The organism is Leisingera sp. G5_S3_59_S7, assembly GCF_054968485.1.
Map to the genome: position 1 here is coordinate 1 of NZ_JBQKUH010000065.1, position 23,831 is coordinate 23,831.

Below are 23,831 nucleotides of genomic sequence, written 5' to 3' on the forward strand. Positions count from 1 at the left end.
ATTCTCATCTTCCAGCGCCTTCAGCCGCGCGGCCTCCGATACCTCCATGCCGCCATACTTGGACTTCAGCTTGTAAAAAGTCGCCGGGCTCAGGCCGTGCCGGCGGCACACCTCCGCTGTCGGCATCCCGGCTTCCTGCTCTTTGATCATCCCGATGATTTGCGCCTCGGTGAAACGGCTCTTCCGCATTCGTCTGCTCCTACATAGGTTGGGCAGACTCTACTTCATGGTGAGGGATTTTGCGGGGGGCAGGTCACACTTGGCATGAATGGCTGCACTACACGATGCGCAGCGGCGTTGAGAACGAAGCGCTCGCGGTGAAATTCTTGCTGCGAGCGCGCGCAGCGAGAAATCGGCACTTCTGGTGTGGGGTCGTCAGAACCACGGCTGCGTCGCGAACGCAGGTCCGCTCAGGATTGGCGAACGGCAAGAGCCGCCCGCCAAGGTGGTTCAAATGTCGATTTGCTCGGCGATACTCAGCGCATCTTCAAGTTCGACGCCAAGATATCTGACTGTACTGTCAACCTTGGTATGTCCGAGCAGAAGCTGAACCGCTCTGAGATTTCCGGTTTTGCGGTATATCTCCGCTGCTTTGGTCCGGCGCAGCGAATGGGTGCCGTATCCACTGGGCTCCAGCCCGATCGCCGCCACCCAATCCCGCACAAGCCGGCCATATTGGCGCGTTGAGATATGCGGGCGGTCGTGAAACCGGCTGGGAAACATGAAACGGCAGCCGATCATTTCCGGCGACTTGATCCATGCGGTAATGGTATTCCGCGTGTTTTCAGAGAGTTCGAACTGAACGGGCCGTTTGGTTTTGCTCTGGATCACGGACACTCTTTCGCGAACGCGATCATCCCTCACCAGGTCGGTTACAGCCAGTTTCACCAGATCGCATCCGCGAAGCTTGCTATCAATTGCCACGTTGAACAGCGCAAGATCGCACAGGTTGCCCGCCAGTTCGAGCCGCGCTCGGATTGCCCAGACCTGTTTCGGCAACAGTAGTCGTTTCTGGCCGATGATCCGGCCCTTGTTCCAGGCTCTTCGTTTCGGGGTGACAGCGGGAAGTTGGACTCTTGGCATAGTGCTCCCTCCAATCCTCCCGCCAAGCCCAGACATCAGCACCGCGCTGACACCTGAATTTTACAGGCAGTTTGAATGGCCGTTGTCAGGTCGCCTATTCTTTGGGACACGCCGCGGATGCATTGGGCTGGTCTGAGCCCGTAGCTGACCTCACTGTTTTCATTTATCATTCGACTAACAATGGGAATGCCAGACGGAGGACGGGGGATAATATGCAAGATTTTGACGAATTCGCTGCCCGCGAGCGCCTCGGCTGGGCCGACGAGAACATTGTCTCCGCCTATGTAAAAAAGTTTGGCCCTGTAACGGACTACGCGGCCCGGGAGTTGATCAATCGTGGATCGCCAAAAGGATTGTCAGTTCTGGATTTATGTTGCGGGCAAGGCACCTTGACTGCAATGCTTAGCGAGGCGGGTTCACGTGTTACTGGCTTAGACTTCTCTGAAGAAATGCTTGCCTTAGCGGCGGAGACTGCACCAGATGCTGTTCTTCAGCAGGGTGACGCCGCAGCACTTCCTTTCGCTGACGGCCAATTTGATCAGGTGGTCTGCAACTTTGGAATGATGCACTTACCTGAGCAACCAAAAGCGTTAGATGAAATCAACAGGGTGCTGCGTACGGGCGGTCGTTTCTTGATGGCAACTTGGGCGACCCCAGATGTTTCTCCGGCTTTCGCAACTGTGTTTGGTGCGATTAAGACGAATGCAGATTTTTCCGATGCCCCCGCTCAGCCGGACCTTTTCGCTTTTGCGCGGCCCGACGAAGCGAAGGCGATGATGAAGGCATCTGGCTTGCGTATGGTTTCCCATGAAAATGTCACAACGCATTGGCTCTTGAATGAACCGGGTGAGTTATTCGAGATATTCCTCACGGCAACGGTTGCGGCGTCCCAGCTTATCAAGGGTCAGAAGCCGGAAGTGATTGAAGCAATTCGGGCTCAAGTAACCGATGCCGTAAGGGCCAATTTTCGCGACAAGAATATTTATCGAGCACCAGTGGCCATCGCGATCGTGCAGGCAGAGGCTGAATAGTAGTCGTTATTCTGTCGAATTCCGTTTTGTCCGCACCCCGGTCATAGAGGGCCGCCGGCACCGCCAAATCCCGAGCGTTTCCGTCTGATGACCGCGGAGAGCCCCTTGCGGGCTTCGCTGCAAACCGCATTCTTCCTTCTGCATCATTCTTCATGCTAGCGTTCGTGCGTGAAGGAGGGGGCATTTCATGACGGACGCACAATCGATTTCAGATCATTGGGGAACGGGCGACGTATTCGCCAAGATCTTGGACGCCATGCGATCGGCCGGGATCGATCCAGAAACCGTGACAATTGAACAATTGGCACCTGTTGATCACTTTCACGCCCGTGGTTTTCCAGCCACCGTTGAGTTGGCCGATGCCCTGCCGATCAAAGCCGGGCAGCGTCTGGTGGACATTGGCTGTGGCATAGGTGGACCAGCAAGATACCTTGCCAAACGCTTCGGCTGTGAAGTTGACGGCTTGGATATCACCGCTCCCTTCGTTGTGGCCGGAAACCAGCTTTCCAAGCTCGTTGGCATGCAGGACGATGTAAGGATCGCACATGGTGACGGGCAGGAACTACCCTATGCAGACGAAACCTTTGACGGTGGATGCACCCAGCATGTGACGATGAACGTTCCTGACCGCGCCACTTTTTTTGGCGAGGCGTTTCGCGTTCTAAAACCAGGAGCCTTCTTCGCATTGACTGAGCATGGACTTGGCGAGGTCGGCAATCCTCATCACCCGGTGCCCTGGTCTGAAGACGGGACCGGGGCCTATCTAATGCGGCCCGCGGACACGGTTGCGGCTCTGGAAAAGGCGGGTTTTGCAGACATCGAAGTCATCGATACTGGCGAAAAGTATCTTCAAGGTTATCTGCGGGCAATCGAACTGGCCGAGAAGGGTGAAGCACCGATTTTTGGTGTCCATATATTGCTGGGAAAGCTGGCGCCGCAAATTGTCAGGAACGCTGCACGCAATATCGAAGAGCGAAGAACGCATCCAGTTCAGATCATCTGCCGTAAGAATCGATAGATCCCATCTTCTAGATACCTCAGCCAGTTAAACACGACGTGTCGTCCGTTTTTAGCTAGAATGGCGTTCAATCAAGGGGAGTTACGAAATGACGTCCAAAAACAACTTGCCACAATTGAATGGCCAGAACATGACCTGCGGCGGAGGATTTGAAACCTGGCTTCAGTATGTCGACGGATTCACGCTACGACATTTTTGCGCCTTCGAACTTCTCAACGTTAAGCGCGGTGTCGCGTGTCTGAGCGATTACCATCGCAAGCTGGTCGAAGCGGCTGTGGAGAACGGCTTTGGCGTCATCAACGAAGGGCTGCACTATCGCGCCAGCCGGGATTGGGGAGAGTTGATTGGGTTTTCCAAAGAGGCTCTCGAAGAAATCAACATCCGCGGAATTGAGTTCTACAAGGACTTCGCCAAGGAGTACGACAGCCCGGAGACGCCGATGATCGTTGGAGGCGTCATCGGTCCGCGAGGGGATGCCTATAACGTGGGTCGGACGCCAGATGCCGCTGAGGCGGAAGACTATCACTCTGAGCAAATTCAAACATTCAAGAAAGCCGGAGCAGATGTCGTAACAGCTGCCACATTCTCGAGCATCGAAGAAGCGACTGGAATTGCGAGAGCCGCAAAATCGGCTGACATTCCCATTGTGATTTCTTTCTTCGTTGCCCGGGGAGGCAAACTTAAAGGAGGAGAAACGCTGGAAGAGGCAATAGGCGCCGTCGATGCTGCCACCGAAAGTGCTCCTGCCTACTACATGATCAACTGCACACACCCGACCGAATTCACACCCGGATTGACCGAAGGAGATTGGGCCCGCCGTCTTGGTGGCTTTATGCCCAACGCAGTTGCGATGGAGACGCTCGATCTTTGCAAGCTTGGTCACTTGGAAGATGGCGATCCGGAAGAACTCGGGGGTCAAATGGCCGACCTGGCCCGACGCTTCCCCCACATCAACGTATGGGGCGGTTGTTGTGGCACGGACGGACGCCATATCGGACAAATCACGCGCCAGGTCGGCGAGGCCCGAAGACAGATGGCGGCGAAGTAGAGCATTTGTCCGAATGGCCAATTTGTCCCGCGACCCGTGAATTCGAGGTTTCAAATTTGCCGCGGCTTGCCGTAATGGCTGCATTCTCCTCTGCCATGCAAAGAAAGAAATTCGGCAGTGCAGCAGATCGGCGCGCTGCGAGCGCGCGCAGCATGAAAACCGGATTCACAGTATGGGCTCGGACCTGCCGCTCGCTGCATTCGGAGCCTATGTCCGCTTCCGTCTAGAGCCACCGACTTTGCCGAAACCGGAACCAACACAAGGCGGACACAGGCTGCTGATCTAACCGCCTTTTCACCTTTCGCGTTCGCGGGCCTCTTCACGCTGCCGTTCCTCTAGTTCACCCTGGCCTCGCTGCTGAACCTTTGCCTGCCGCACCTCAGCGCTCGCCTGCTGGCCAGCCTTGGCCAGTTTTTCCGCTTCGGCTTCCTGTTCTCGGGTGACATTGGGAAGTTTTTGCACGTCGAAGGTCTTCCCGGCCCGCAGGCTCTCGGCCAGGTTGCCCGCCAAATTGGACAGGGCCTTTTCCCGTTCTTCTTCCGGCACCCCGGCGTGGCGCAGAGCGGCATCTGTTTTTGCAGCGATGCTGGCGGCTCCTTTCACCTGCTCGTCGCCCGGCTCGAAGTGGCGTATGCGGTCCTCCAGGCGATCGGTGGCAGGCTGCTGTTCCCGATCCTTGTCCGGGATTCCACTGGCCTCCGGGTTTGACTGCTGGGCTGCAGGGCCAACCGGTACGGCTGGCGCCGGATCCGTAAGCAGCGGCTCGTTCATTTTGACCGCGGCTTTATCGGGTTTCCGGCTCTTTGCCTCCGCACGTTCGATGTCTTCCGCAACCCAGGTGCGCCGTTGCACCTCCCGTTCAGAGATTTCGCCGGTTTTTGGAGCCTTGACCTGGACGGTTACGGTTTGGGTGCCGTCGGAGCGGAGCGTTGCCGTGTCGCCGACCTGCAGGCGGTTCTCCTTTATGATATCCGGTAGGGAAACACCCCAAACCTTGTGCTTCTGACCTGATGCCAATTCGAGTTCCACAAACGGGGTGGCTTTGGCGCCTTCACGGTCACGATAGGGGGCCGAGCCGGTTTCGGTGACCTTGCCGCGCACGCCCTTTTCATAGTTTGGCATGTCGATCACGTTGGTGGTCTTGCCACTATCATGCCGGTCACCCGCAGATGCTGCTGGAGCGGGCGAAGAGTGCCTGGCGTGGCCGGATTTGCCGTCATCCAAGCGCTCAATCACCCGGTCACCGATCAGCTGCGCCCTGCGATCAGATTCCTTGCGGTCCTGTTCGGACGGCCTGTAGCCTTGGACCTTCATGCCGTGGGCGGTGCCCTCGATCCACATTTCACGGCGGAAGTCTTCCGGTCCGCGGGCCTTGATACCTTGCCAGCCGCGGTGGGCAGCCAGCTCGATCATGTCCATGGCAGTGGAACGGTCGGCATTCCTGGTGGACAGCTTGTCGCCCTTGTCCACGATGGCCGGGCGTTCATCGTCATAGGCGCGGAACAGCTTCCGCTGGTTTGCATGTTTCGTAATCAGGAAACGTTCTTCAAAGCTGCGGGGCATGCCGAAGCGGGGCTGCTCGTGGGCGTGCTGCGGGGCAGGGCGGCCCGGTTCGATTTCACCGTCCTGCTGCGGCTGCCGAACCATCGCATCAGAAGCAGGTTCCTGGACATTGACCTTACCAGCGGTTTTTTCCAGCAAACTAGTGCCCGCGGTGTCTTCTTGCGGAACTGCCTGTTCGGGAGCCTGTTGCGGCTCAGGCTGAACAACTTGTTGCCCATGATCTTCCATATCAGGCCCTTTCCTGTTTCTGCGGTTTGTCCGGCACGCCAAGCGCTGCCAGAATGTCGTGCGTACCCTGCGGTGTTGTCAGTTTTCGGGTGGTGCTCAGCTTGGCGATCTTCTCGGTAAGCCCGGCACTGTCGAGCGCCAATTTCTCGAAGGAGATGCCGCTGGGATCAGCCACCTCCTCGTCGGTCATCGGAACCTCGGCGGGTTTGCCGCTGGCCATATTCTCTTCCTGGAACCCCTTGAGGAGTGTGAGCCGGGACACGGTTTCCTCCAGTGCGGTCAGACGCTTGCGCATTGCCCCGTTCTCAGCTTTCAGAGCCGAGATGTCCTCGCCAGCTTCCCGCTTCGGCACGACCGGGACCTCCGGCGGCTTGATGCGCGAGCGGGCCAGAAACACCTCCTCCGCGTAAAAGCGGATCTTGCGCGCCCGAACCGGGCGCTCGCCGCCGATCAGAACCAGCGCTTCCGTGTCGGACAGCTCCAGCAGCTCCTGCGGCATCATCAGATCACGCTTCTGCTCGCTCTCGCTGATAGTTGTCGTTTTGCGTTCTGCCAGGTATTTCGACTTGCTTTCGCTCCTCGCGGCCATGCCATGGGTGCCGAGGCGTTCTGAGATCTTCTTGGCTTCGTCGATATTCTTGGGTGTGAACACCACGGTCACGCCGGCGTTGTCCATATAGGATTTTGCCCCCTCCTGGCCGTAGATATCCGCCAGCTGCGCCGGTGTCTGAAGGATGGTCAGCACCTTCAGCCCGTAGCCCGCGAAATACCCGATGCCGCGTTTGAAGCTGGGCAGCTCACCCACGGCCGCAAACTCATCCATGCACAACAGGACGCGGTGTTTCAGCTCGGGATTGTGCTCGGGCAGTTCCTGCATATTGGCGTCAACGCAGCTTTGGAAGAACAAGTTGAGCAGGGGTGCCAGGCGGCCGAGGTTGTTGGGGGTGATGCCGACATAGATGCTCATCGGTTTCTTGCGCAGATCGGCGAAGTTGAAATCAGACGCCGATGTTGCGCGGTCGAGCATCGGGTTTGCAAACAGACCCAGGTTTGCGGTGATGGTGGACTTCACGCTTTCAAAGGTTGCCTCGCTCTTGGAAAGGAAGTCGTTGAGCGTGGAGACCGTTTGCTGCGACAGGGGCGTTCCCGATGCGGCCCGGTCCTCGATCCGCTTTTTGAATGTCTTGACGAACTTATCTGTGAGGGTGAGCTGACGGTAGATTTCGCCGAGGGTGAACGGCAGCTCGGGCGTTTCGGCCAGATAGCCGCCGACGCCGACAAAGGCGGTCTGGGCGGCGCGGTCGAAGAACGGGTCTTTGGATTGCACAGGAATGAACAGGTCAGCCAGGCGCTGGAGATCATCGATCTGGTAGTCGGTGCCCCGGCGCACGGCGGACAGCGGGTTCCAGCGGTGCGTGCAGCCGTTTGGCTCCAAGGGGTCGAACATGAACACCTCCTGGCCGCCTGCTTTCCGGAAGCCTGCGGTGAGGGTCCAGTTCTCTTTCTTGATATCGAGGATGACGGCCGATTCCGGCCAGTTCAGCAGGTTGGGGATCACAACACCCACGCCCTTGCCCGAACGGGTCGGCGCATAGAGCATCATGTGCTCCGGCCCGCCATAGCGCAGAAGGTTGCTGGCTGTCAGATGGCCGGTCCTGGCCACTTTCACCTTGCCGTTGTCTTCATCGACCCGCCCGAAACGGTCAACGGGCTTGCCGTAGTTCGGCGAGGGCAGGGGGCCTGTGAACCCTGCAATCAGCCCTTGTTTTGCCCGCAGGCCTGCACGTCTGATATCTGCGCCCTTGGCAAATGCAGCACTGCCGTGCAGGTCAGGCTTCGGCTGAGACTTGAGAATCCCTGCGATGATCAGAGCCGCAGGCGCCAGCGCGGCATAGCCCGCCAGTTTCACCCATTTCGCGGTCTGCGCGGGCTGGCCACCCGCCAGCGCAAACTCGGGATAGATCAGAAGATCCTGAGGCAAGGACACCGGCATCTTAAGTCCCCACTGCAGCACCATGGCAGAAGCGGCAAGGCCGCCCAAGGCGGCAATACCCGTCCCCGCTGCCACCGCGGTAATGCGGGCGCCAGTGCCCATGCGGGGCCAGTACTGGACGATCATTTCACCCCTCCTTTGGCTTGTTTCAAGGAGGGGTCATAGAAGATCTCGGTAATGCGCCGCCCTTGCGGGGTTTTCCTGATCTGCACCACCACATCCACCATCTGGTAAAGCATGTCCTTGATTTCGCCGCGCTTGAGGTCGCGCCCCGCCTCGCTTTCCTTCACCAGCAGGGCCAGCTGCTCGAAGGCGAGTTGCGCGGAATCCGCGTGGATGGTGGTGATCGACCCTGAGTGGCCGGTGTTCACATTGCGCAGATAGTAGAAAGCCGCGGCGTCGCGCAGCTCCTGCAGGAAGATCCGGTCAGGCCGCATCCGCAGGGCGCTTTCCAGAAGGTCACGTGCGGACACATTGGCTTCGCCCTGGCCGCCTTTCGAATAGATCAGCCGCACCGCATTGGGCTGCGGCAGCTCGAGCTCCACGGTGTCCTCGATCGTGATCAGCCGTTCATGCTCGGGGATCAGCGGGATCAGTGCCTTGGAGAAGGTTGTTTTGCCCGAGCCGGTGGCGCCGGAAATCAGGATGTTTTTCTTGGCGGTGACGGCCTTCTTCAGAAAGGGGAGCCAAGCTTGGTCCTTGTGCAGCTGCATCAGCTCTCTGCTGTCCGCATCGGGCGTATCTGCATCGGCTGTGACGTCATCGAACATCCCCAGCCTGGCCAGCTCATCCAGTGTAAAGCTGCACTGAGCCGGTTTCCGGATCGTGATGCTGACAGTGCCTGCGGGAACCGCTGGCGGCACCACAATCTGAATCCGCTCGCCGCCCGGCAGCGAGCCGGACAGAAGCGGGCTGGTTTCGTTGATCTCCTGGCGGGTGTAGGAGCCGATGGCACGCACCATGCTCATGAGGAAGTCGAATGTCAGCTGAAGGAGGCTGTGGGTCTCCCAGCCGGAATAGGCCTCGACGAAGACCTGGCCGGGGCTGTTGACGCAGATCTCGATAACATCCGGCCGGTCGAGGAAGCAGTCGAGCGGCTCCAGATAGGCCGCGAGTGCCACCGGCACCCGCTTTGCCATTGCGATGGGACGGGGTTCTGTCATGGCGGTCACCGCAGCTTGTAGACAGAGGAAAAGTCCAGGTCGCGGGCAACCATCACGGCAACCTCCTCGCCCTGGTTCTTCCGCAGGATCACTGGCACGTTGATGGTGTTTTCCAGCTCTATTTCAGCCAGCCTGCTGGCACCGTTGCTTGTGCTCTCATATTCGCCGTCGTCATCATGGCGGTTTGCCGCAATCGCCAGGGCGTCATCAATGATTGACAGCATCATGGTGCCGCCGAAGCGGGTCCAGAACCGGGTATCCACATCACCGTCAAATCCGCTGCGGCCGAGGGCATCGGTGGCGGGAGACGCCAGGCTGACGATGACGCCATTGGGGGTTTCTGCCCGGTTCCAGACCACGAACAGGCGCCTGTTCCCCCGCTTCATGCCGCTCTGGTATTCGCCAATGATCCGGGTTCCCCGTTCCAGCAGAACAACCGCGCCGGTGGTGGAGAATATGTCGTCGGTCACGCTGCAGCGGACCATGCCGGGGTTGCTGGAATCCATCGCTGTATCAAGCGCGCAGGGGATCATTGTTCCCTGGGTGATGGTCAAATGCGGATTTTCGAGAAGCTTGGCTTTGGCGGGCGAGGGCGCCCCGGTGAGCAGCGAAGACGCAAAGCCGCTCAAGTCTCCACCTGCACTGTCGGCGGCACTGCCGAACAGGCCGCCGGGGCTGCCCGCTGCCGCGTCCGCGTTGGCTGCTGCGGTGCCGCGGGGACCTGAGTAGGCCAGGAGCGGGGCCCGCTTCGAGCTTTCGTAGATCAGGTCTGCCTTGCTGGGTGTGGCAGGGCGAAGCTCTTCCTCGGCTCTGGCCTGTTCGATGGGGCCAAGCGGTTCTTCCGGCTCAGACGGAACCGGTGCCGGCAGGACAGCAGGTGCCGGATCCGGAAGATCGGCGGGCTGGAAGCCGCTGCTGGAGCGGATCCGCGTGAATGCCTGCTGCGTTTCCGGCTCCTCCGGCACCTCGTCGCTGGGCCATTGCGCGTAGGCGGCGATACCAAGGAAGGTGATACCCGCCAGCACCAAAAGCTTCTTCCGGGTTTCGCCATCCAGCCCGCCGGTCTTTTCTGCGGTTACGGAGGAGATGCCGCGCTCTTCGGGGATCGCGCTTTCGGTCCCGGCATCAAGTGGGTTCTTGTCGTCAGCCATGATTATTCCCCGATGATTTCGCGCCGCACGGAGCGGGAAATTGTGCCGGTGCCTGTGCCGCTGCGGCCTTCATCAGGCCCCATGTTGTAAATCGCCGTGACCTGGTTTCCGAGGCGCAGGCGCAGTTCCGGCGCTATGTCGTGGACGATGATCTGGTTTTTCCGGACGGTTGTGTTTGCGCTGCGCTCTCGCCCATTTTCCACGATGAAGACAGAAGGCAGCCGGGTGCGGCGCTTAAACGACAGCACGGTCATTTCGCTATTGTCATAGGCGCTGGCGGGCTGCAGGTCGCGGGAGCCAGCCGCCAAATAGCGCCAGTTCTTTGTACCGGTGGTTGCCACCGCATCGGCAAGCCGCGCTGCTGCGGCCTGCTCCTGTGCGCGGGCTTTGTGTTCGGCAGCTTCCGCACGCCTGCGTTCCGCCTCGTCGCCGGGATAGGCGTAGCGGATCTGGAAATAGACATCCCGCGTATTGTGCATGATTTCGCCGTCGCGGGTGATCAGCTCCATGGAATAGGTGCGCGTTGTGCCATCCGCCCGCATGGTGGCGACCTGGAGATTGGTTGGAGGATTGGCCTCGCGCGCCTTGAGGTAGAGGATGTTTCCCCGCGGCTGGATTTCCCAGGCAACCGTGTCGCCGCCCGCCACATCGATGATTTCTTCGCTCTGGGCAAAAACGATCTGAACCGTGGTGCGGATGGTGCCGATCACGCGCACAACATCCCATTCGTTATAGCGCACCGAGCGCACGCGGCTGTCCGACCGTGAAGGATCGGGAATATCCAGTGCCGCCGCCGGACCCGCGGCGGCCAGCAGGACACTGGCCAGAAGGGCTGCTTTCAGTCTCATTCCACCACCTCCGGGTCGGCACGGTAGCTATTGGCGATGAAGCCCAGCGGGTTGATCAGCCGGTCTTCGGAGCTGATTTCAGCACGCGGTTCGAACTCGAAGCTGATGGTGGCCACCCAATGGCTGCGGGTTCTGAGGTCTTCCCGCTCGTTGATTTCGGTGCGGTAGAAGCGCACCTGGGCCAGTCCGTCCCCGAGGAAGGCAATCGAGCGGATCTTGATCTCGGCCTTGGTGTCCTTGCCGTAGGTGTACTGCGGGCTTTGCGGGTTGCTGGCGTTGTAATAGGCCGAGAACTCTCGCTGAGCTTCCGGCGAGGATAGAAGCGAGACCTCGTGAAAAATTGCTTCCCTTTCAGCGTATGAGTAGCCCTCCCGCGCCCGCACGTAGCGGGCAAGAAAATAGCGCGATACGGCCTCGTCATAGGTCTGCCCGCCGTCTTCCAGTGCAGTCATGACCTCCGGCACGCCGCTGGCCTCGTCCACGCGGATCACAAAAGGCGTGACCTCTTTCAGCGGCGCCAACGCGGCTACTGCAGTGACGGCCGCGAGGGCCAGCACACTCGCACCGCCCGCGATGACCCAGGCCACCCGCTTTGACCGTTCTGCGGCAATGCGCAGGTCATAGTCAAAGGACCTCGCCTCGCTCAGGTATTTCTGGAATTCCTTGTCGTGTGCATCCTTCATGATCAGCTCCCGCGGCTATCCTGATCGGTGGGATTTGCGAGCCCGATTTCCTTCTGCTTCTGGAGCACGGCCTCCTGGTAGTCCCATTTCGTGGGGTTCAGCGGGCGCACCATGCTTCCCCTGACATCGGGCAGCGGAGTCACCGGGGCGCAAGCGGTGACGCCAAGCGCCGCCGCCAGAACAATAAGCTTTTTCATGTAATACCTGGTGTTTGAGGGTGATGGGACCGGATTTGCGCGGCCTCAGGTTCTGGTTGCGGAGCCGCTATGCGTGCTGTTTCCACCGCCGCTGCTTGAGCTGCCCAGGAGTTTCCGCTCAACAACCCGTTGAAGCGCGCCCGTGGAGGCACCCGTGCCAGCGGTCAGCGCCGAGGCTATGGACGGCAGGAGAAAGAAGAACAGCATGCCGCAAGTGAGTGCTACTGCGTAGTTCATCATTGCAGTGAGCGCATCAACTCCAGAGGTTTTGGTGATAACCTTTGCAAGAAAATCAACGATGATGGTCATGACAACAACCACCAGCAGTTTAAGAACTGCGAAGTTCACTGTTTGGCCGAGCCAGGAGAAAAACCATCCTCGAGATACATCGAATAGTGCAAAACAGATGAACAAAGGGCCTATCGCCGCCATAATCGCCAACCCGAAGTGCGTGATGACGGCTACAAACAGTGCAACTGCTGAAAAAATGGCGCCATAGGCCATTATGACCAGGTTTTGGATGGATCCAGTGATACTGCCGGAAATGCCGCTTCCTGCTTCTTCCTCAGCACGAACTCCTAGATCTGTGACGTGCGCCATTACACTGTCGGCCGGATTATTCCCCCTTCCCCCAGTTATGCCGGTTACAAATGCCGGTGTGTCAGTCAGAATTGTGTTCGAAACCCAGCTCGTGTAGCCGCCCACACCGCTAACCAAGGACCAAATGATGGCGAGTTTTATCCCGCGCGCCAAGAAATCCATCACAGGCTCCTGAATCATGCCGCGCATGATCGCAAAACCATAGAGCACGATATACAGGGTCATGGCTGCGGCCAGAGGTGCTGCCAGCGCACCTGACATTTTGCCGGCAATCGTGTTGGTTGTGTCCGCGATGCTGCTGGTAAACTGAGAAAAGAACCAATCCCACATCACTATTCTCCGTAGAGTCTTTTGGCGGTTTCCAACCTCTTGATCCGCCGAGCTTTTGCAGCCGCTTCTGTTGCGTTTCGGCAATTTGCATCTTCACCTGATCTATCTTGTACTTCGCAAGCTTCGATCATCGCCGCTCGTTCATGTTCGTTTTCCAGGAAGTATTCGATCGTGTGGTTTTCCTCCTCGTTACACGCGACAAGAAAAAGCGGAGAAAGGAAGGTCGCCGCTCGAAATTTCATCACTTATTCTCCATAGAGATTTTTCGCGTTTTCAAGGCGTTGCACTCGCAATTTGGCCCGGTATCCGTGCTGACGCTGTTCTTCGACCTGCATCTGCGCCTCCTGCAGCATGGCGAGGCCCTGGATTCGGTTGGTGTCGTTCTGCAGCATGGCCTGCTCGACCGAGAGGCGGGCGTTCAGGGCGTTGATCTCCTTCTGAGTTTCCGCCCGGCCGATTTCCATGCGCAGCTTTTCCAGCCCGGATAGCCGGTCGTCGGCTACCTGCAGAATGCGGTCTCCCATGGCGGCATTCCGGGCGCTCTGGCCTTTTATGCGCTCCAGTTCGTTCCGGTAGAAATCCTCGGCGGAGATGTCCGCGCCAATCAGAGAGGCATGATCGTAGACATCCCGCGCGGCCCCGGCCAGTTCTCCCAAGCCATCGAGATCGACATCAAAGGCGCTGGCAATCCGCATTGCATCAGCACCCAGCAGCTCCCGGACTTTGGGATCATTAAGCGCCTCGGCAATGTCATCCATGCTGGTCAGGCCGTTCACAGAGTCATAGAGACGTCTGGCCTCCTCAAGCTCCTTTGCCATCTGCGCGAGTTCCTTGGCGAACTGCGCCTTGGCGTTGGCGATGGCTGTAGCATCGACAACTGGGACACCTGCGGCATGCGCGCCTGTGCATGACAGGGTCAGAGCGACTGCGGATGTGAGCAGGAGTTTTTTCATTCCATCTCCTTTCGTCTTTGGAACAGAAGGGGAAGCCAGTGTGCAGGATCCGGGTTATCAGCCCGCAGCTCACGCATGATTTCATTGGTGGCGGTGCGGCCTGAAAGAACAGTCAGGACGTCATCAAGCCCGGTCAGATCCAGATCGCAGACCACCGAGTTTCCGCCCTGTTTCACCAGGAAGTGTCCCCGCGGCAGCTCGTTCCGGATGATGTCGAATTCCCGTTCGGATAGCCCGAAGCCGTCTATAAGGTCGGCCCGGCTGGCCTTGTCCGAGCCGAAGAATATGAGGTTGGCGCATTGCTCAATCACGGTCCGGGCGATCGGGCTGGCAAGCACGTCCGAGGGGGACTGGGTGCCGGCCACGATGATGCCGTTCTGCTTCCGGATCACCTTCAGCTTGTCCCGCACAAAAGACACGAAATAGGGGTCCGACAGCGCTTTCCAGAATTCATCGATAAAGATTGCGATGCGCTGGCCGTTGATCAGCTGCTCGACCCTGTACATGAGGTACATCATGATCGGATTGCGGATTTCCGGATCATCCAAAAACGCGGTGATATCAAATCCAGCCAAGCTGGCCCCGAAATCGATTGAGTCCGCCTGGTTGTCGAAGATCCAGCCGAGCTGGCCGGTTTCGCACCAGCGGTCCAGCCGGTTGCCGATATCCCCGGCGCCCCGGCCGAAGCCCAGCAGTTCTTTCAGCGTCGAGACCGAGCGCTGTCCGCGTGGCAGGGTGGCCAGCGAGGTAACTGCAGATTCGATACGCTTCTGGTCTTCGGCAGAGAAACGGCAGCTGTCGTCGCCACCGCTCAGTATGCTTTTCACCAGCGAGACAAGAAACGGCGTGGCTTCGGGCGTCGCGTCGATCGCCATGAAGGGGGCACAGCCCGTTGGCTGCCCGGGCTGGAAGCCGAGGTAGCTTCCGCCCAAGGCGCGCACGAAGATCTCGCAGCCGTAATCCTTGTCAAAGAGGATGCCCTTGGCGCCAAACTTTCCCAGCTGGGACAGCATGAAGGTCTGGAAAACGGTCTTGCCCGAGCCGGAGGGGCCGCAGATAAGCGCATGCCCCAGGTCTTCGACATGGAAGTTGAAATAGAAAGGTGTGCCCGCGGTGGAGCGCAGCTTAGCGATGGCGCTGCCCCATTCGTTGCCGCTCCGGTGCCCGGCCGGGAAGTTGTGCAAGGGGGCCATTGCCGTGAAATTCCGGCTGGTGATCAGGGCAGGGCGGATGCGGAACGCGTGATTGCCGGGAAGCTGTGACCAGAAGGCGCTTTCAAGGCCCAGGTCTTCCCGGCCGGCAACTGCCCCGGATTCCGCCAGCAGGTTCTTGGCGTCTGCCACGTGGTTTTTCAGGGCCTTCGCGTCGCTGGCAAAGACAGCCAGGCTCAAGTTGTGCTCGCCCATGACGTAATGGCCGGACATGAGCTCATCGCGCGCCTCGACCAGCTGGTCCGCCTGGGACAGCGCCGGATCCTTGGAGTTGCGCATGCGGCCTTCCTTGAGCGACATGGCACGGAGGGCTTCATTCTTGGCCACGCAGCGGAAGGATTGGGTCAGCACGTATTGAAACGGGGCCGTCAGCAGGTTGTCGAACATATTGGGGCGGGTGACGGCGTGGTACTCCTTCACCCCGAACATGGCGCCATAGGTGGAAGCGGCCGGGTACCGGATTTCGAACGCTTCCCGGCCGAAAATCACCCGGTCAGTGTAGATCGCATTGCCGATGGTGCCCATGACAACAGGGACGGGCTCATTGTGGCCGGTGATGAGCTGTCGCAGCACACTGGCAGGCTGGGAGATCAGCAGGCCTCTGCTGTTGCGCTCGACAGCCAGCCGCCGGGGCTTGAACAGGCTCAGGTTGCTGAGGAGCTGCAGGGTTTTGTCATCCAGTTCGCCAAGCAGATCCTTGTCCACCTCGATCTGGCTGGTCCGGGCGCGGCGGACACCTTTCGCCAGCTTGGCGCCGGGCAGCTCCCGCGGCTGCATGTATATCGTCAGGTAAATGTCGTTCCGGAAGAGTGTCTTGCGCTCAAGCGTTTCGCGGTAGCAGGCATCAATCCATTTGCTCGTATCAGATGAGAAACCGCCGTCGGGGTAGTCGTCATCTGCGGTGCGGATCACGTGCACGTAGAGCATCACATTGTCATCGGCGATGTTGCGCAGCGCATGATTGAGGCTGTTGTGCAGGGTGTTAATCCGCTGCCGGTCAGCGGTTTCAAAGGAGACGCCGTCCAGTTTGAGCATCTGGAATGCGCCGCGGCCGCGCGTGATAATGGTGTGCTCATCGGAGTGCCGGACGTAAGGCAGGTAGCGGTCTGCGGTCAGCTCCGCTTTGATTTTCTTGGTAAAACCCATCAATCAATTTCCTCGATCCTGAAGTCCCGCTTGAGGCGCAGAGCCGAGGACGAAGAACCGCCCCAGAACCGGTGATTGAGGCAGCGTGCGCCAGTGTCGAACCAGCGGAACAGTATGCGGAAAGCGTTCTGGTCGCGCTGCACGATGAACCGTGACATGGCGAGAAAAGGGAGAGCCAGGAGCAGGTAGAAAATCGAGTCCGCAGCAATCATTGCCAGGCCCGCGACCCCGCAGGAGATCGCAAAGGCTTCCATAGGAATGCCCCAGATCATCGCCGGGCGTGTCAGCGCCAGGAACAGCGGATCCTCGTTGATCTTTTCCATGTCCATGTGGCCTCCCTTTTCCGTTCCGGCTGCTTAAGCGGTGATCATCGACAGCACATCGGTCGAGGCGTAGATCAGGACGATGCCGCCCACGACCCAGCCTGCCCGCCGCAGGTCGACGAAGTTGAAGAGCCAGCCGACGCCCACCAGCATGAGCCCGATGAGGGCCAGCGGCTGTTTGGCGTTGTTGAACTCATCGACGATGTTGTTGAAGAAATCCGTGAAGCCCGCAGCCGCGGCCGGCTGTGCGGCCAGGGTCAGGATGGCGGCCATGACTATGGGCGCCGCAAATTTGCGGCGTTTTGCGAAATCGGTTCGCATGAAGGTCTCCTCTATTGAAATACAAGTGCTGCGGATGTGCCGGAGCTTCCGAACACATCCCAGCGGGTTGCCGCATCCGCGGCAGCTGCTGTTACGGGGGGGCGATCTGCAGAATGTTGACGGCCTGTCCCGTTCCCGCCCAGCACGCGCGCCACATAACCGTTTGTGAAACCGCGTGTGAACGAGCCGGTGTTGTAGGCCGAGAGGGCTTGCCCCAGCGCATCCTCTCTGGATGCGCCTGCCTCCCGCGCGCGCTCATACCCGTCGCGCAGAACCTTGGCAGAGGCTTCAAGGTTCTTGCAGGGATCAAAGACGGTTTCCGGGGTGAGCCTCAGCCAGGCGAGGTTGGCGCTGTTAATCTGGCCGAGGCCCATGTCGATGGACTCGCCCTTAAAAATCATCTCGCGCGACACTATGGCCGCCTCGGCAGCGCTGGCCGGGGCATAGCTCCGGCGGTCCGGGCCATTCACACCGATGGCGAACGGGTTGAATCCGCTCTCTGAACGGACAATCTTCTCCAGGATATGGAGCGCGACGCCCGGAGCGCAGTTTTCGGCAATGGCTTCAAATGCCTGCCGGCTGAGCTTTCCGGCTGAGGCGGGAGCGGCTGACGCCACTCCTAGTACAGCAGCCAACAAGAATGCCGATGGGCGCCCTTTAGCTGCCGCCGGTGCTTTCTTGACCGCTGTCGTCGGGGATCGGGATGAACAAGCCGTTGGCGCCGGGGTTGTTCCGGATGTGGAAGGCCAGCAATGCATCCGCTGTTTTGAAAACCCGCGGGCCGCCGGTCTTCGAGGAGGTGACAATCTCCTCATGGCCGTCCGGAGAGATGGCCCACAGTTCCCACTGCCAGCCTTTTGGTGTGTTAATGGGGCGGTATTCAACCCGGCCGCCCTTCTTGAAAAATGAAGGAAGTGCATCGCTGGTAACTACTGGTCGGTTAATTCGCATCTATCCTCACCTGCCGAAATACGATGACAGGTGCAGTTAGCTTTGAATCACATTCCACTCCAAGAGGAAAGCGCTAAATGCAAAAAAGCGCAAAAAGATAAAAGGCGAAAATGACGTAAGCGCGAATCCGCTAAACGTGCCAACTTTGGAAAATCGGGTGGACGCAGGCATCGTCCGTCGGGTAACGCTCCGCCAGCCAACGTGTATTAGAGCGTTTGGACATTCTTGAGTTGAGTAACATGATTTTGGATCGCGCATATGATTTGCAGAACACGTAAAACGGTAGCGGCCGGGCTGCTAGCAGCTTCAGCGGTAATAGGCGGAATTTCGCGCACGGAGGCGGCGCCGATCGATTGCGCGATTTTGCTCTGCCTTTCAGGCGGTTGGCCGGCCTCGGCAGAGTGCGGCGAGGCGCGTGCAGAGTTCATCCGCCGGATCACACCATTTCCGATTGAACCGCCTTTGCAGATCTGGCGTTGCCCGATGGGAGCGTCCTTTGGCCCCGGACAATCGGCCAGCCCCGCACAGCGCCTCTATGACGCCGCATTCAGCGATAGTCTGAACCCTGCAGGGATACTGCCGCAACTGGGAACTGTGGACCTGGCATCAGTCACGATTCGCAAGCCTCGCGCCGAGCTGTTTCCGGCGGTCCTCAGCCAGCTGAAGCACGATGGAGCACCTCCAACCGGGATGCTGGAGCTGGCTGGAGACTATTCCATGGAAAACGGGCGTGCCGACATCGACATTAGCGATCCCGCATTCGATTTTGTCCGCTCCATCCGCGTCTACCATGTTAAGTTCGAAGCGCGGAGGGAGAAGGATTATTGCGGGGAGATCGACAGCACCCAGGTCGGCACCTACGGCGTTCAGGGCGGCTTTTCCTGGCATGGCTACAGCGCGCGCGGTGTGCCAAGCTATGTGATGCCAACCGTCAAGGGATGCCCGGAAGGCGGCCGCATCCGGGCGGTTGGTGTCGAGTGGAAGGACTACGAGGGCAATACCGGGTCCGAGCTCGTCTATTACTAAGACCTGTGCCGTTGAAAGGTCGAGTCTCAATGATTGCGGCACATTCCAGACCTTGGGTCTCCGAGGTTCGCCGGACATCAGCCGGGCTTAATCGGGCTTTCAGCACAAAAGAGGAAGGAAATGTGAGCATGCGGCTTTTGATGGCGCTTGCCCTTGCAGCGGTGCCGGGAAACCTGGCTGCGCAAGCCTGTGTCGAACCGGTGCGGCCGGAACTGGCCTATCTGGAAGATGCCGGGTTCACCGGTGCCGAATTGCGGGAGCAATACCGCCTCTACTTTGCGGACGTGGAGGTCTACCTGAATTGCCTGAATGCCAGTTCCGGCCGGATCCGTGAGGAGGCCAAGGCTGCGGCTTATGATTACGAGCAGGTATTGAACCGGCACCCGCATGCGACAGACGCGGAAACCGCTGGCGAGCACAACGCTCCAGAGGTCAGCATGCGCGAAAGCGGTGATCTCTACCTGTCTTACAAGCCCGGATCTGGGGAGGGAGACCGGGAATGATCCGCTAGCGAGCCACGGCCAGTCGGTATCTGGTTTCGTGCTGTTCTGCTGAGGTTGTCCTTTTTGTGCTGCCGGTGCTGGAGTGGGTTGTTTCGCGCAGGCAGCCGCTTGTGGCGTACTAGCCCTCAAGGGCAGTCGCCGATTGCAATCCGCTCAGGCGCCCGTAGACGGCCTCACTGATGGCTTCAATTACATCGGTTGGGAAACCCGCCGGCATGGACTCTGCGGCTGTTTCGAGCGCCTTGGGCGCACGCTCTGCAATGTCTTCAATGAGGCTGCGCGCACGTTTTTTCGAGAGCCCCGCCCGCATGGCCATTTGCATGAAATGCCGCCCGTGAATCTGGTCGAAGCGATAATGGCGGCTGTTGCCCACCGACATCGCCATTTTCATTCGCTTGCGCTCGATCTGGCGGGTGTTCAGCGCAGGCTGGGCAGTCAGGATGTCATAGAGCGGGGTCATGCGGTAGCTGCCACCCGGACTGAGGAACACGCTGAAGTTCTTGGCATGGCCGTCTGTTGCGCCGATCAGCCAGAAGATCATTTGAGCCTTCAGGAAGGTTGCCTGATCTTCGAGGGGTGTATCGCTGCCTTTGAGCAGGCTGAGTACGTCGGCCATGCCCGGTCCGCCCTCATTCTGGTATTTCAGGGTTGGCGGTACGGACAAAGCCTGGCAGCAGTCTTCCTGCGGCAGGCGCAGGAGGCGTCCGTCCCTTGTCCAACGGCGGTCGAAACGCTCTATCACAAGGGCTTTGGTATCCCCGAAGGTTTCAATGGCGGCGTTGTTCACCGGCAGGCCGAGGGCTTCTGTGAGTTTGAGGCAGTAGTATTCGTTCTCGACGCTGTCTGAGAGATCGATGCCGCCGGGCAGCTCGCCGATCTGTGTCTTGATGAGATGTGTAGTTGTGGATGTAAGCCCGGCACCGGACCACGACGCGGCCTGATGTCCGAACCCGCCCCTAGCGTGGCGGAAATGGAGGCGGCCGGGGTCGAACGGACCTGAAACACCGATGAGCAGCATGCTGCCCAGCACTCCTGAAGCGGGCGTTGACCGGATCCGGCCAGGTTGGCTACGCTTCAGGAGCGAGTCCGTCTTTCGGTTCGCTCAGACTGCAGGAGGCAAACATGCACCCCGACCTTCAGTTGCGACGTTCCGTTCTTGTGAGAGCGAGCCTGCGTTTCGAGAAAGCCGAGGCCGACTGGCGCGCCGCAGTTATAAAAGCATCCGAACTCGTTCCCCAGGCTCATCGGCACAGCTATTGGAGCATCGGACACCCTGGCTCCCGCATCCGCGAACTGTACAATCGTCGCGACAAGGCTCTGAACCTGCTTACTGTAGCCTTGCTGAAGTTTGAAAGCGCTCGTCACCGGGTGCGTGAACGGCAGGCAGGCCGAGGGCCTCGCGCAGTTCTGTTATTGGCTCGAAACGCCAATAGCTTCTGACCGGCTCGGACATTCAGACCGTTAATGCAACGGACCCCTTCCGGGGCATCTGCTTGGGCCGCTGCGCCAGAAGACTGCAGGCGGGCAGCCCCGCCCGTACGCCGTCGGGCTGACGGTCCGGGCACGAAAATCCGATGATGGGCGCGGCTTTCGTCCTCGCAGCTATCAACTTTCCGCCGTTTTGTACCACCACGCCAAGGCCGATGCTTTCGGTCTCTGGAACGGCTATGCTGCCGAAACGAGCGCATGACAGGCCGAGGTCTCGACCTTCTCAATCACGCCCAAACAGCTCGGCGCCCCCTCAGAGAGTTAATTCGTCGTTCGACATGATCGTAGAAATCGAAGATTTGAGAACGATTTGGGTCTGTTCCGCCCGCTGCAGGGCGAGAGAATAGCGATCGTGGCGCACCACATGGCCCTGCAGTCTGACACCATTGACCAAGAAAACCGTCGCCGGCACCTTCTGTAACTCAAGCGCAGTCAGGAAGCCGTCCTGCAGCGCATTTGTCTTCTCTGCCATCGCTGGCTCCCCGATCACTTCGTGTACCGAACATGCCTACATCACAAGCGGAAGGCAAATGGGTGATGTCACGTTAAAGAGGTGTTGCTGAGAAATGGCCCCTGGGGTTGCGGATTTCAGGCTATGCTCGCAGCGGCGCTTCAGGTGTCGATAGTTTCGAGGCGACGATATCGAATGGCAAGGGCGTTGCGGCGGCTGGCAGGAACGGAGAAATAGTTTCGGATGGCGGAGTGAACGGTAATGAATCGCTGCAGGTTGCCGGGAGATCGGAAGCCTTGCATGTGCATGGTTTTCTCCCGCTTTCGAAACGGCAGATGGCTGTTTTCAGGGCTCTGTCGCAAACGTTTTGGCGGTCTTTCGTGTCGGAGCCCGCTTCGAGTCAATGCAACGTTCGGCCTTGTGAAGCCCGCTACAGCACGATTGCCTCACAGCAATCAGTGCGGACAGATCCTTGAAACCCTCAAAGGAAACACCGCCGAGCTCCGCAAATTACAGATCCTGCGTCTAGGGAATTACGCTGTAGCGTAATTTTGTTTGATTTACGCTATAGCGTAAAAGGGTCGCGTCATGGATCTCACAGCACGAACAGCCTCACAAATTGGCGAGGCACTCCGCAGGTCGCGCAAGGCGCGCGGCTGGACACAGAGCGATATCAGCGCACGCACCAATTTGCGTGTCGCGACTATTTCATCGCTCGAGAATGGCGATTCAGGAACCAAACTGGCCACGGTGCTGACCGTTATGGCTGCCCTCGGGCTTGAGTTCCAGTTAGTTGAACGTGGCGGCTCGGTTGAAATTGAGGATATCTTCTGATGGCGAAACGCGGGCGCGGCGGCGTGATGCAGGTGCTTCTGAACGAGCGGCAGGTTGGTGCCCTGCGTCTCGCGGGTTCTGGCGCGATCAGTTTTACCTATGATCCGGAATGGCTGGCCTGGGAACATGCCATGCCAATCTCGCTTTCCCTGCCTTTGCGCGAGGAGGCGCACCAAGGCGGGCCCGTCATCGCGTATCTGGGAAATCTGCTTCCGGACAATCAGGCAATCCGGGAGCGTGTCGCCGTACGGGTTCGCGCGGGCGGCACTGACGTGTGGCACATGCTGGAGAAGATCGGGCGCGACTGCGTAGGGGCGCTGCAGTTCGCCGCGGGCGATGTCTCCGGGACGGGTGCACTCGAAGGCCAGCCTGTCACTGAAGCGCAAATTGCCGGCATGCTGCGCAATCTGGCGAGCGCTCCTCTGGGGCTTGAGGAAGAGGATGACTTTCGTATTTCCATAGCCGGTGCGCAGGAGAAAACCGCGCTGCTCCGCCGTGAGGGCGATTGGATCCGGCCCTCGGGCATGACCCCCACGACCCATATCCTAAAGACCCAGCTCGGTGTGCTCCCAGCAGGTATTGATCTCTCCGACAGTGTCGAAAACGAGTTCTTCTGCATGAGCTTTTGCCGCGCCATGGGCATGGATGTGGCTGAGGTCGAAATCATGGATTTCGAGGATGTTCGAAGCCTTGTGGTGACGCGGTTTGACAGGCGCTGGACCAGGGGTGGCCGGTTGATCCGCCTCCCGCAGGAAGACTTCTGCCAGGCGCTCTCCGTGCCGCCCAGCCAGAAATATCAAATGGTTGGCGGGCCGGGAATCGCGGAGGGGATCGGGCTGCTGACCGGAAGCGACGATCCGGAGGCTGATCAGCGCGCATTTTTCCGCGCACAGGTCCTGTTCTGGCTCTTAGGGGCGACGGACGGGCATGCCAAGAATTTCAGCATCGCGCTGCACCCTGGCGGTTTCCGCATGACGCCGCTCTATGATGTGTTGAGTGCGCAGAAGGCCGTTGAAGATGGACAGATCCGCCAGAACCGGATGCGCCTCGCCATGGCCGTGGACGGGCACTACCGGATCAATGAGGTTGTGCCGCGGCATTTCCTGCAGGCTGCCAAGGCGGCGGGGTATGGGCTTGCGCTAGCTGAAGAAGTTCTGTCGGAAATCGTTCTGCAGCTAGAGCCGGCCTTGGAAAATACCGTGGACAACCTGCCAGCTGGGTTTCCCCAACTTTTGTCGGAATCGATTGCCTATGGCATCCGAAGACGGGCGAGCGCGCTTTAGGTGATTGGGGCAATCCTTAATGTGACAGTGGGGCATGGCCAAATTGATCCTCCTTACAATCTCAGGCAGCGCTCTGGCGTGATTATTCCGACCTCAGTGCTGCGCCTGAAAGGTTTTCGTTTTCTCCGTGAATTCGTCGCCCAAGCAGTATGGGCATGTCAGCGGTTCGCTCTCTGCACATGTGGCGGCCAGACCGGTTTCTGGCGAGAGTAAAAGCTGGAAAAGCCGCAAGATATCTTTCTGACAGCGGTTGTCTTGGAACGGGTTGATGCGGCGCATTACAAAACCCAGGATCAGAGAAAAGAACGCTCATGCCGCCTGTCATCCGAGACCTGCCACTCCTTCGAGGGGCATTGCCAACTTATTTGCACCCGGCTGAATGCGGCCTGCTCCGCGCCCGTCATG

The 23,831-nt window shown here is 59.1% G+C and carries 28 protein-coding genes and 1 pseudogene; 8 read left to right on the forward strand and 21 right to left on the reverse strand.

Going from position 1 to position 23,831, the window contains the following annotated elements; genetic code table 11:
- Positions 1 to 189, reverse strand: a 189-nt coding sequence (locus tag ACTRWG_RS19900; RefSeq protein WP_462829836.1) for a transposase, incomplete at its 3' end; no start/stop codon positions are given.
- A 261-nt stretch (positions 190 to 450) separates the two neighbouring features.
- A complete protein-coding gene (locus ACTRWG_RS19905; RefSeq protein ID WP_462829837.1) occupies positions 451 to 1,083 on the reverse strand; it encodes a tyrosine-type recombinase/integrase in 633 nt (210 codons plus the stop codon).
- A 212-nt stretch (positions 1,084 to 1,295) separates the two neighbouring features.
- Here ACTRWG_RS19905 and ACTRWG_RS19910 point away from each other — a divergent pair, with 212 nt between their 5' ends.
- The 3 genes from ACTRWG_RS19910 (at position 1,296) to ACTRWG_RS19920 (ending at position 4,180) form a co-directional block, all read left to right on the forward strand.
- A complete protein-coding gene (locus ACTRWG_RS19910) occupies positions 1,296 to 2,114 on the forward strand; it encodes a class I SAM-dependent methyltransferase (protein ID WP_051357626.1) in 819 nt (272 codons plus the stop codon).
- 187 nt (positions 2,115 to 2,301) lie between these two features.
- A complete protein-coding gene (locus ACTRWG_RS19915; protein ID WP_027233680.1) occupies positions 2,302 to 3,132 on the forward strand; it encodes a class I SAM-dependent methyltransferase in 831 nt (276 codons plus the stop codon).
- An 88-nt stretch (positions 3,133 to 3,220) separates the two neighbouring features.
- Positions 3,221 to 4,180 (forward strand): homocysteine S-methyltransferase family protein, encoded by a 960-nt coding sequence (locus tag ACTRWG_RS19920; RefSeq protein WP_027233679.1) that lies wholly within the window; start codon positions 3,221 to 3,223, stop codon positions 4,178 to 4,180.
- Between the two features lie 294 nt (positions 4,181 to 4,474).
- Here ACTRWG_RS19920 and ACTRWG_RS19925 read toward each other — a convergent pair whose 3' ends face one another.
- From ACTRWG_RS19925 to ACTRWG_RS19995, 15 genes are read right to left on the reverse strand one after another with little or no spacing between them, the layout of a single operon-like run.
- Entirely contained in the window at positions 4,475 to 5,971 is a 1,497-nt protein-coding gene (locus tag ACTRWG_RS19925) for an LPD7 domain-containing protein (protein WP_462829838.1), read from the reverse strand.
- Between the two features lies 1 nt (position 5,972).
- A complete protein-coding gene (locus ACTRWG_RS19930; RefSeq protein WP_027233677.1) occupies positions 5,973 to 8,090 on the reverse strand; it encodes a type IV secretory system conjugative DNA transfer family protein in 2,118 nt (705 codons plus the stop codon).
- On the reverse strand, positions 8,087 to 9,127 hold the full coding sequence (gene virB11 / locus ACTRWG_RS19935; RefSeq protein WP_154667611.1) for a P-type DNA transfer ATPase VirB11: 1,041 nt from the start codon (positions 9,125 to 9,127) through the stop codon (positions 8,087 to 8,089). The genes ACTRWG_RS19930 and virB11 overlap by 4 nt, the downstream gene beginning before the upstream one ends.
- A gap of 5 nt (positions 9,128 to 9,132) precedes the next feature.
- Positions 9,133 to 10,278, reverse strand: coding sequence for a type IV secretion system protein VirB10 (gene virB10, locus ACTRWG_RS19940; RefSeq protein WP_051357625.1), 1,146 nt, complete (start codon positions 10,276 to 10,278; stop codon positions 9,133 to 9,135).
- A gap of 2 nt (positions 10,279 to 10,280) precedes the next feature.
- Positions 10,281 to 11,126: a TrbG/VirB9 family P-type conjugative transfer protein gene (locus tag ACTRWG_RS19945; protein ID WP_027233675.1), complete on the reverse strand. Its 846-nt coding sequence runs from the start codon at positions 11,124 to 11,126 to the stop codon at positions 10,281 to 10,283.
- A complete protein-coding gene (locus ACTRWG_RS19950) occupies positions 11,123 to 11,809 on the reverse strand; it encodes a VirB8 family type IV secretion system protein (RefSeq protein ID WP_027233674.1) in 687 nt (228 codons plus the stop codon). The genes ACTRWG_RS19945 and ACTRWG_RS19950 overlap by 4 nt, the downstream gene beginning before the upstream one ends.
- 2 nt (positions 11,810 to 11,811) lie before the next feature.
- Positions 11,812 to 12,006, reverse strand: a complete 195-nt coding sequence (locus ACTRWG_RS19955; protein WP_027233673.1) for a hypothetical protein — start codon at positions 12,004 to 12,006, stop codon at positions 11,812 to 11,814.
- A 45-nt stretch (positions 12,007 to 12,051) separates the two neighbouring features.
- The gene (locus ACTRWG_RS19960) at positions 12,052 to 12,936 is read right to left on the reverse strand and encodes a TrbL/VirB6 family protein (protein WP_027233672.1); all 885 of its coding nucleotides are present in this window, start codon (positions 12,934 to 12,936) and stop codon (positions 12,052 to 12,054) included.
- A 2-nt stretch (positions 12,937 to 12,938) separates the two neighbouring features.
- Positions 12,939 to 13,178 (reverse strand): EexN family lipoprotein, encoded by a 240-nt coding sequence (locus ACTRWG_RS19965; RefSeq protein WP_036796639.1) that lies wholly within the window; start codon positions 13,176 to 13,178, stop codon positions 12,939 to 12,941.
- 3 nt (positions 13,179 to 13,181) lie between these two features.
- Positions 13,182 to 13,889: a P-type DNA transfer protein VirB5 gene (gene virB5 / locus ACTRWG_RS19970; protein WP_051357624.1), complete on the reverse strand. Its 708-nt coding sequence runs from the start codon at positions 13,887 to 13,889 to the stop codon at positions 13,182 to 13,184.
- Positions 13,886 to 16,246: a VirB4 family type IV secretion/conjugal transfer ATPase gene (locus tag ACTRWG_RS19975; RefSeq protein WP_036796637.1), complete on the reverse strand. Its 2,361-nt coding sequence runs from the start codon at positions 16,244 to 16,246 to the stop codon at positions 13,886 to 13,888. The genes virB5 and ACTRWG_RS19975 overlap by 4 nt, the downstream gene beginning before the upstream one ends.
- A complete protein-coding gene (locus ACTRWG_RS19980; protein ID WP_027233670.1) occupies positions 16,246 to 16,575 on the reverse strand; it encodes a VirB3 family type IV secretion system protein in 330 nt (109 codons plus the stop codon). Before ACTRWG_RS19980 ends, ACTRWG_RS19975 begins: the two co-directional genes overlap by 1 nt.
- 27 nt (positions 16,576 to 16,602) lie before the next feature.
- Complete coding sequence (locus tag ACTRWG_RS19985) at positions 16,603 to 16,890, reverse strand: TrbC/VirB2 family protein (protein WP_027233669.1); 288 nt, start codon at positions 16,888 to 16,890, stop codon at positions 16,603 to 16,605.
- A gap of 11 nt (positions 16,891 to 16,901) precedes the next feature.
- Complete coding sequence (locus tag ACTRWG_RS19990; protein WP_462829839.1) at positions 16,902 to 17,648, reverse strand: lytic transglycosylase domain-containing protein; 747 nt, start codon at positions 17,646 to 17,648, stop codon at positions 16,902 to 16,904.
- Positions 17,548 to 17,841 carry a hypothetical protein gene (locus tag ACTRWG_RS19995; RefSeq protein WP_027233668.1) on the reverse strand — a complete coding sequence of 98 codons (294 nt, stop codon included), beginning with the start codon at positions 17,839 to 17,841 and terminating at the stop codon, positions 17,548 to 17,550. The genes ACTRWG_RS19990 and ACTRWG_RS19995 overlap by 101 nt, the downstream gene beginning before the upstream one ends.
- 483 nt (positions 17,842 to 18,324) lie before the next feature.
- On the opposite strand from ACTRWG_RS19995, the gene ACTRWG_RS20000 reads away from it, so the two are divergent.
- Together ACTRWG_RS20000 and ACTRWG_RS20005 are read left to right on the forward strand one after the other, a co-directional pair.
- Complete coding sequence (locus tag ACTRWG_RS20000) at positions 18,325 to 18,867, forward strand: hypothetical protein (protein WP_462829840.1); 543 nt, start codon at positions 18,325 to 18,327, stop codon at positions 18,865 to 18,867.
- Between the two features lie 128 nt (positions 18,868 to 18,995).
- Entirely contained in the window at positions 18,996 to 19,370 is a 375-nt protein-coding gene (locus ACTRWG_RS20005) for a hypothetical protein (RefSeq protein ID WP_027233666.1), read from the forward strand.
- Between the two features lie 118 nt (positions 19,371 to 19,488).
- Here ACTRWG_RS20005 and ACTRWG_RS20010 read toward each other — a convergent pair whose 3' ends face one another.
- Positions 19,489 to 20,388, reverse strand: a complete 900-nt coding sequence (locus ACTRWG_RS20010) for a HipA domain-containing protein (protein ID WP_245597307.1) — start codon at positions 20,386 to 20,388, stop codon at positions 19,489 to 19,491.
- 104 nt (positions 20,389 to 20,492) lie between these two features.
- Between ACTRWG_RS20010 and ACTRWG_RS20015 the strand changes: the two genes are divergently transcribed.
- A complete protein-coding gene (locus tag ACTRWG_RS20015) occupies positions 20,493 to 20,810 on the forward strand; it encodes a hypothetical protein (RefSeq protein ID WP_154667610.1) in 318 nt (105 codons plus the stop codon).
- Between the two features lie 301 nt (positions 20,811 to 21,111).
- On the opposite strand, the gene ACTRWG_RS20020 is transcribed toward ACTRWG_RS20015, so the two are convergent.
- Together ACTRWG_RS20020 and ACTRWG_RS20025 are read right to left on the reverse strand one after the other, a co-directional pair.
- Positions 21,112 to 21,330 (reverse strand): RNA chaperone Hfq, encoded by a 219-nt coding sequence (locus ACTRWG_RS20020; RefSeq protein WP_027233665.1) that lies wholly within the window; start codon positions 21,328 to 21,330, stop codon positions 21,112 to 21,114.
- Between the two features lie 140 nt (positions 21,331 to 21,470).
- Positions 21,471 to 21,656, reverse strand: a pseudogene (locus ACTRWG_RS20025) (IS6 family transposase); the annotation flags it as partial.
- A 241-nt stretch (positions 21,657 to 21,897) separates the two neighbouring features.
- Between ACTRWG_RS20025 and ACTRWG_RS20030 the strand changes: the two are divergent.
- Positions 21,898 to 22,143: a helix-turn-helix domain-containing protein gene (locus ACTRWG_RS20030; protein WP_027233664.1), complete on the forward strand. Its 246-nt coding sequence runs from the start codon at positions 21,898 to 21,900 to the stop codon at positions 22,141 to 22,143.
- On the forward strand, positions 22,143 to 23,426 hold the full coding sequence (locus ACTRWG_RS20035; protein WP_027233663.1) for a type II toxin-antitoxin system HipA family toxin: 1,284 nt from the start codon (positions 22,143 to 22,145) through the stop codon (positions 23,424 to 23,426). Before ACTRWG_RS20030 ends, ACTRWG_RS20035 begins: the two co-directional genes overlap by 1 nt.
- A gap of 93 nt (positions 23,427 to 23,519) precedes the next feature.
- Here ACTRWG_RS20035 and ACTRWG_RS20040 read toward each other — a convergent pair whose 3' ends face one another.
- On the reverse strand, positions 23,520 to 23,705 hold the full coding sequence (locus ACTRWG_RS20040; RefSeq protein ID WP_462829841.1) for a hypothetical protein: 186 nt from the start codon (positions 23,703 to 23,705) through the stop codon (positions 23,520 to 23,522).
- Positions 23,706 to 23,831 lie beyond the last annotated feature (126 nt).

Bases quoted from the DNA above. Each gene is read 5' to 3' on its own strand.
- ACTRWG_RS19950 (WP_027233674.1), bottom strand. From the start codon at position 11,809: ATGAAGGATGCACACGACAAGGAATTCCAGAAATACCTGAGCGAGGCG.
- ACTRWG_RS19995 (WP_027233668.1), bottom strand. From the start codon at position 17,841: ATGCGAATTAACCGACCAGTAGTTACCAGCGATGCACTTCCTTCATTT.
- virB5 (WP_051357624.1), bottom strand. From the start codon at position 13,889: ATGAAAAAACTCCTGCTCACATCCGCAGTCGCTCTGACCCTGTCATGC.
- ACTRWG_RS20010 (WP_245597307.1), bottom strand. From the start codon at position 20,388: ATGCTGCTCATCGGTGTTTCAGGTCCGTTCGACCCCGGCCGCCTCCAT.
- ACTRWG_RS19980 (WP_027233670.1), bottom strand. From the start codon at position 16,575: ATGGACATGGAAAAGATCAACGAGGATCCGCTGTTCCTGGCGCTGACA.
- ACTRWG_RS20015 (WP_154667610.1), top strand. From the start codon at position 20,493: ATGCACCCCGACCTTCAGTTGCGACGTTCCGTTCTTGTGAGAGCGAGC.
- ACTRWG_RS19990 (WP_462829839.1), bottom strand. From the start codon at position 17,648: ATGCATTGCTGGCCTTCCACATCCGGAACAACCCCGGCGCCAACGGCT.
- ACTRWG_RS19915 (WP_027233680.1), top strand. From the start codon at position 2,302: ATGACGGACGCACAATCGATTTCAGATCATTGGGGAACGGGCGACGTA.
- ACTRWG_RS19905 (WP_462829837.1), bottom strand. From the start codon at position 1,083: ATGCCAAGAGTCCAACTTCCCGCTGTCACCCCGAAACGAAGAGCCTGG.
- ACTRWG_RS20020 (WP_027233665.1), bottom strand. From the start codon at position 21,330: ATGGCAGAGAAGACAAATGCGCTGCAGGACGGCTTCCTGACTGCGCTT.
- ACTRWG_RS19975 (WP_036796637.1), bottom strand. From the start codon at position 16,246: ATGGGTTTTACCAAGAAAATCAAAGCGGAGCTGACCGCAGACCGCTAC.
- ACTRWG_RS20035 (WP_027233663.1), top strand. From the start codon at position 22,143: ATGGCGAAACGCGGGCGCGGCGGCGTGATGCAGGTGCTTCTGAACGAG.
- ACTRWG_RS19925 (WP_462829838.1), bottom strand. From the start codon at position 5,971: ATGGAAGATCATGGGCAACAAGTTGTTCAGCCTGAGCCGCAACAGGCT.
- ACTRWG_RS19985 (WP_027233669.1), bottom strand. From the start codon at position 16,890: ATGCGAACCGATTTCGCAAAACGCCGCAAATTTGCGGCGCCCATAGTC.
- ACTRWG_RS19920 (WP_027233679.1), top strand. From the start codon at position 3,221: ATGACGTCCAAAAACAACTTGCCACAATTGAATGGCCAGAACATGACC.
- ACTRWG_RS19945 (WP_027233675.1), bottom strand. From the start codon at position 11,126: ATGAGACTGAAAGCAGCCCTTCTGGCCAGTGTCCTGCTGGCCGCCGCG.
- ACTRWG_RS20000 (WP_462829840.1), top strand. From the start codon at position 18,325: ATGGGAGCGTCCTTTGGCCCCGGACAATCGGCCAGCCCCGCACAGCGC.
- ACTRWG_RS19965 (WP_036796639.1), bottom strand. From the start codon at position 13,178: ATGAAATTTCGAGCGGCGACCTTCCTTTCTCCGCTTTTTCTTGTCGCG.
- virB11 (WP_154667611.1), bottom strand. From the start codon at position 9,127: ATGACAGAACCCCGTCCCATCGCAATGGCAAAGCGGGTGCCGGTGGCA.
- ACTRWG_RS19930 (WP_027233677.1), bottom strand. From the start codon at position 8,090: ATGATCGTCCAGTACTGGCCCCGCATGGGCACTGGCGCCCGCATTACC.
- ACTRWG_RS19910 (WP_051357626.1), top strand. From the start codon at position 1,296: ATGCAAGATTTTGACGAATTCGCTGCCCGCGAGCGCCTCGGCTGGGCC.
- virB10 (WP_051357625.1), bottom strand. From the start codon at position 10,278: ATGGCTGACGACAAGAACCCACTTGATGCCGGGACCGAAAGCGCGATC.
- ACTRWG_RS20040 (WP_462829841.1), bottom strand. From the start codon at position 23,705: ATGCGCCGCATCAACCCGTTCCAAGACAACCGCTGTCAGAAAGATATC.
- ACTRWG_RS20030 (WP_027233664.1), top strand. From the start codon at position 21,898: ATGGATCTCACAGCACGAACAGCCTCACAAATTGGCGAGGCACTCCGC.
- ACTRWG_RS20005 (WP_027233666.1), top strand. From the start codon at position 18,996: ATGCGGCTTTTGATGGCGCTTGCCCTTGCAGCGGTGCCGGGAAACCTG.
- ACTRWG_RS19960 (WP_027233672.1), bottom strand. From the start codon at position 12,936: ATGTGGGATTGGTTCTTTTCTCAGTTTACCAGCAGCATCGCGGACACA.
- ACTRWG_RS19955 (WP_027233673.1), bottom strand. From the start codon at position 12,006: ATGAAAAAGCTTATTGTTCTGGCGGCGGCGCTTGGCGTCACCGCTTGC.